This window comes from Streptomyces sp. NPDC000151 (assembly GCF_040301705.1).
GTDB lineage: Bacteria > Actinomycetota > Actinomycetes > Streptomycetales > Streptomycetaceae > Streptomyces.
Window position 1 is genome coordinate 1 of record NZ_JBEPFC010000249.1, and the last position, 5,431, is coordinate 5,431.

The window sequence follows — 5,431 nt, forward strand, 5'->3', positions numbered from 1 at the left end:
GCCGCCGCCGGCCGCGATGCGCAGCGCGGTGCGGTCGGCGCGGGCCGCGAGCCGGTCGGGGCCGTCGCGGCGGGCCACCAGCTTCTCGAACAGCCGCTCCCACTCGGCGGTGACCCGCTCGCCGGAGAAGCGCTCGTACACGCCCGCGCGCGCGGCGCTCCCGTACGCCCGCAGCCGCTCCTGATCACCCATCAGTTCGCCGAGCGCCGCGGCCAGCGCGTCGACGTCGCCGGGCGGCACGAGCAGCCCGTCCACGCCGTGCCGGACGATCTCGGCGGGCCCTGTGACGATGTCGTACGCGACGACCGGCACCCCGGCGGCGAACACCTCCAGCAGTACGAGTGGGAACGCCTCGTTCCGGGACGGCAGCAGGCACAGGCTCGCCTTTGCCCACTCCTCGGCCATCTCCCGCGTCCGGCCGAGGAGTTCGACCCGGTCGTGCAGCGCCAGGCCCTCGATCAGGTGGCGCAGCCGGACCTCGTGCGGCCCGTCGCCGAAGATCCGCAGCCGCCAGTCCGGGTGCTCCTCCGCCACCTGTGCGAAGGCCCGTACGGCGTGGTCGAGCTGCTTCTCGGGGGTCATCCGGGCGGCCACCACGATCGTGCGGCCCGCGAGGTCGGAGCGCGGGCGGTAGCCGTCGGGCACCGCGTTCGGGATGGCGGGGAGCTCGGGCGCCGCCGGGCCGAGGGACTCGCGGAACCATTCGGCGGTGCGCTCGGTCAGCGACACCAGCGCGTCGATGCGCGGCGCGTACCGCAGCAGCGGCTCGCCGCTGACGCCGCGCAGCTGGGAGGCGCGGTGCTCCTGGTGCACGGTGATCACCCGGCCCTGCACCAGCTCGGCGGCCGCGGCCATCAGGGCGGGCGTGGTGGTGACCAGGACGTCGGTGTCCAGGGCCGCGAGCGCGGCGCTCAGCTCGATGTCGGAGAGCCGGTTGAAGGTGTGCTCCCAGGCGGGTTCGATCAGCTCGCTGGGGAGCGAGGTTAGGGTGCGGCAGGCCGCCTCGTCCAGGCCGCTGCGGCGCACCGGCCGCTCGTACGGCCCGGTGCGGTCGATCAGGTAGCGGCGTCGGATGTCCCGGCCGGAAGGGAAGAACGGCTCGGCGCGGGTGCGGAAGACGCTCAGTACCTCGACGTCGTGGCGCGAGGCGAGGTGGGCCGCCTGGGTGTACGCGGCCATTTCCGTGCCGCCCATCTCGTCGCCGAGGGTGAGCAGGAACGTGATCCTCATGGCCGGTCCTCCGAGGGCTCGTGGGCGCGGGCGGGCGTGGCGTACGCGGCGCAGCTGACGGCGAGGGTCCCGGCGGCGGAGAAGTGGGCGTGCACCCGCAGCAGCTGGCCGTCCGCGAGCGCTATGGAGCGGTAGGGCGTACGGAAGACCCGCTTCGGGTGGCGTACGTCGGTCAGCCGGCGGCCGACCTTCAGGCGGGTCCGCCCGGACCGCAGCCGTACTTCCCAGGTGTGCTGGACATGCCCGTCGGCGGCCATCGCGGCCAGCGGGAGGTCGGCCGTGAGGTGGCCGGCGCCCTGTTCCAGCTCCATCGGCAGCACGATGCCGCCGCTGCCCTGCCGGACGGCCTCGGCGGTCCAGGCGGCGTGCCGGGGCAGCGGGCCGACCAGCCGCACCTGCACGGTGACCCGGTCCCAGCGCAGGCCGAGCGCGACCAGCTCGGCCTGCGGGGCCGGGGCCGTCACCTTGAGCAGCGCGTGGCCGTCGGCGGACCGCACGGGGCGGAAGAGGGCGCCGCTGTCGGGGTCGGGGGAGCGCGGGAGGGTCGGCCCGCCGCCGGTGCGGTGCGGGGCGGCGCCGAGGCCGGCCAGGACCTCCCGGCCCGCCGTGTCGGTCACGGCCAGGGACAGCCGCCAGACGCCGGGGCCGAGCGCGAGGGCGCCGGGTTCGGCGGACGCGGCGGGCTCGTCGTGCGGGGCGAAAAGCAGCGGGGCCGTGGCGGTGAGCAGCAGCGTGCCGTCGGGCTGGAGCTCGGGGGTCAGCGGGGCGGTCCTGCGGTGGCCGCGGTGGTCCAGATGGAGCAGCGCGGTGCCGATCCCGTGGGCGCGGCGGGGGTAACGCACCGCGAGGTTCAGGGTGCGGCCGCCGAGTACGGAGAGGTGGACGGGGCGCAGGACGGGCCGCGGGCGCAGCCGTGCGGCGAGCACCGGGACGGTGTCGACGCGCTCGATGCGGCGGCGTACGCCGGCCGCCGCGCGGCGGGCGCGGCGGCCGGCTTTCACCGCTCGGGACAGCAGGGCCTGATCCATGGCGGGCCGGTGCTCCCTTCCGTGGGACGCGGGGCGGCGCCCGTTGGGCGCGTGGCAGGGCATCCTTTTTGTCCCCTGGCGAGTCATCCCTTGAGTGAGCTTCCCCCTGTGGGGGCGGAAGCACCCGCGGGTGTCCGGGTGCACAGGGGATGTGTACACGGACTTACGGCGTCATAGTTGCATCAAACGCCCATAGGGGTAAACGACCGGACCGCGGGGAGACGCGAAGGGGGAGACCGGAGTGAGTGCACAGATGGGACAGCGGACCGCCGAGCCACGCCGCCGGCCCGTACGGCATCCGGGTGCGCGCCGCGCCGGAGGGACGGTGCGGCGGATCAACCCGGAGGCATCGACCCTGGTGTCGGTCTACCGCAAGGCGGTACCGGAACACCTGCGGCGGGCCATCGCGACCCGCTCCACCCCGGAGCTGCGCCGCCGCATCAAGCAGCAGGTCAGCTGGCTGGCGACGGCCCGACATCTGGACGGGCTGCGCACCCGGAGCGTGGCGCTCGCGCACCGTGCCCTCGCCGCCGGGCCCGGCCGGGCCGTCACGATGGCCGACGGGCACCCGCGCATCGCCCTCGTGCAGCACGACCTCTCACCCGCCCGGGCCCGCCGCGACAACCTGGTCACCGTCACCGAGACCCTGGAGCAGGCCGGCGTCGACCACTTCTGCGTACGCGGCAAGGAGCGCGGCCGGGGCGTGGTCGCGGTGGCCGAGGAGGACGGCTCGCGGGCGCTCGCCGCGCTGGCCGCCCGGTGCCGCGCGCTGCCCGGCTACGTCTCCCTGCTGGCCCCGGGCAACGAGGTCCGGCACACCGCGCCCGGTTACGACTCCGGCGGCTGGCACCGGGCCGGGCGTGCCGGGCTGTTCCGGGTCACCTGGTTCCGTACCGACCCAGGGCGTTCGCTCGTACTGGACGAGGCGTACGGCTGCGACGTGGAGTTCTGGCCGCGCGAGGAGGACCGGCTGATCGCCCCGCGGCGGAACGCCGTCACCGAGTGGGTGCCGGCGCAGGGGCGCCGGATCAGCGTCCCCGCCGCGCTCTTCACCTGCCCCAACGGGTCGGGCGACGACCGCACCCCGCAGGTGGCCACCTACCGGGACTTCACCGTCCCGCTGCCCGGCGACATCACCTTCCCCATCGACGTCGTCTACACCTGGGTGGACGGCGCCGACCCGGCCTGGCTGGAGCGCCGCGCGGCGTGCACCGGGCAGGCGTACCACGACGAGGCGGCCAACGCCGCGCGCTACGCCAACCGTGACGAGCTGCGCTATTCGCTGCGCTCGCTGGACATGTACGCGCCCTGGGTGCGCGACGTCTACCTCGTCACCGACGACCAGGTACCGCCCTGGCTGAACACCGCGCACCCGCGCGTGAAGGTCGTCAGCCACCGCGAGATATTCACCGACACGAGTGCGCTGCCGACGTTCAACTCGCACGCCATCGAGAGCCAGCTGCACCACATCGAGGGCCTCTCCGAGCACTTCCTCTACTTCAACGACGACGTCTTCCTCGGCCGGGAGGCGTCACCGCACGACTTCTTCCTGGCCAACGGGCTGACGAAGTACTTCCCCTCGCCCGCGCTGGTACCGCTCGGGCCGCCCGGCGACGACGACGTCCCGGTGTCCGTCGCGGGCAAGAACAACCGCGCGCTCATCGAGGCCCGCTTCGGCACCACCCCGGTGCAGAAGATGAAGCACGTACCGCACGCCCTGCGGCGCAGCGTCCTGGACGAGATAGAGCGGGAGTTCGGCGCACAGCACCGGGCGACCGCCTCGCACCGCTTCCGCAGCATGGACGACATCTCCATCCCGTCCTCGCTGCACCACTACTACGCCTTCCACACCGGCCGCGCGCTGCCCGCCGACATCGCCTACTCCTACCTCGACCTCTCCCGGCCGAACGCGGCCAACCGCCTGGACCGGCTGCTCGCCCGCCGCGACCGGGACGCCTTCTGCCTCAACGACACCCAGTCGGAGGAGACCGACCTGGCGGCCCAGCTGGCGCTGCTCCGGCCGTTCCTGGAGGCGTACTTCCCGCTGCCGAGCCCGTACGAGCTGCCGGAGCCATGAGCGGACCGGGCGTCGCGGACCCCGAGGAGGAGCGGCCGCCGTCCGCGGCGCCGGGCGGCCGTGCCCCGCTGACCGTGCGCGGCGGGACGCGCGCGCGGCGCCGCGCCACCGCCGTCGCCGTCCTCGTCCCCTGCGCGGTCATGCTCGCGCTGGGCCTGTGGGGACTGGACCGCGGCACGCTGTGGCGGGACGAGGCGGCCACCGCGCAGCTCGCCCGCCGCTCGCTGCCGCAGCTGTGGCACCTGCTCGGCACCGCCGACGCGGTGCACGGCCTGTACTACGCGCTGATGCACGGCGTCCGCGCGCTGCTGGGCGACGGCGAGGAGGCGCTGCGGCTGCCGTCCGTGCTCGGCGCGACGGCCGCCGTCGGGCTCGTGGCGCTGACCGGCAGCCGGCTGGCCGCGCCGCGCGTCGGGCTGTGGGCCGGGCTGCTCTTCGCCGCCTTCCCCACCACGAGCCATTACGCGCAGGAGGCCCGCTCCTACGCGCTGGTCACGGCCGGCGCCGCGCTGTCCACGCTGCTGCTGACGACCGCCGTACGGCGCGGCCGTGCACGGGACTGGACCGGATACGCGGCCGTCACGGCGCTCACCGCGCTGCTCCACGAATGCGCCGTGCTGGTGCTCGCCGCGCACGCGCTGACGCTGCTGATCTCCCGGGTGCCGCGCGCGGTGTGGTGGCGCTGGGCGGCGGCGGCCTGCGCGGTGGCCCTCGCGCTGCTGCCCCTCGTGGCGCTGTCCCGGGGCCAGAGCAACCAGCTGAACTGGCTGTATCCGCCCGGGCTGCGCGCCGCCTGGCTGCTGCTGCGGTCGTTCGCCGGGCCGTCCGTGCCGGTCGTCGTGGCCGTGTGCCTCCTGCTGGCGGTGGCCGCCTGGCGCCCGCTGCCGCGCCGGGGCCCGCTCGGCCTGTCCGCCGTCGCGCTGCCGCTCGCCCTGCTGCCGCCCGTCCTGCTCTTCGCGGCCTCCCAGCGGTACCCGGTCTTCCTCGACCGCTACCTGCTCTTCTCGCTGCCGGGTGTGGCACTGGCCGCGGCGGCCGGGGCCGAGCGGCTGGTGATCGCGGCGGCCGTACGGCGGTCCCGGCGGCTGCCGCCGCG

4 protein-coding genes are annotated in these 5,431 nt (G+C 75.2%); 2 read left to right on the top strand and 2 right to left on the bottom strand.

The genetic code is table 11. The features are described 5' to 3' along the window. The coding region (locus ABT381_RS34840) for a glycosyltransferase family 4 protein (RefSeq protein ID WP_351601826.1) at window positions 1-1,230 on the bottom strand (1,230 nt) is incomplete at its 3' end. Beyond that, entirely contained in the window at window positions 1,227-2,258 is a 1,032-nt protein-coding gene (locus tag ABT381_RS34845; RefSeq protein ID WP_351601829.1) for a hypothetical protein, read from the bottom strand. The genes ABT381_RS34840 and ABT381_RS34845, both read right to left, overlap by 4 nt. 253 nt (window positions 2,259-2,511) lie before the next feature. On the opposite strand from ABT381_RS34845, the gene ABT381_RS34850 reads away from it, so the two are divergent. After that, complete coding sequence (locus tag ABT381_RS34850) at window positions 2,512-4,335, top strand: stealth family protein (protein WP_467754408.1); 1,824 nt, start codon at window positions 2,512-2,514, stop codon at window positions 4,333-4,335. Continuing rightward, the coding region (locus ABT381_RS34855; protein ID WP_351601834.1) for a glycosyltransferase family 39 protein at window positions 4,332-5,431 on the top strand (1,100 nt) is incomplete at its 3' end. The genes ABT381_RS34850 and ABT381_RS34855, both read left to right, overlap by 4 nt.

Coding starts and splice junctions, on each gene's coding strand:
- ABT381_RS34845 (WP_351601829.1), bottom strand. CDS start 2,258: ATGGATCAGGCCCTGCTGTCCCGAGCGGTGAAAGCCGGCCGCCGCGCC.
- ABT381_RS34850 (WP_467754408.1), top strand. CDS start 2,512: ATGGGACAGCGGACCGCCGAGCCACGCCGCCGGCCCGTACGGCATCCG.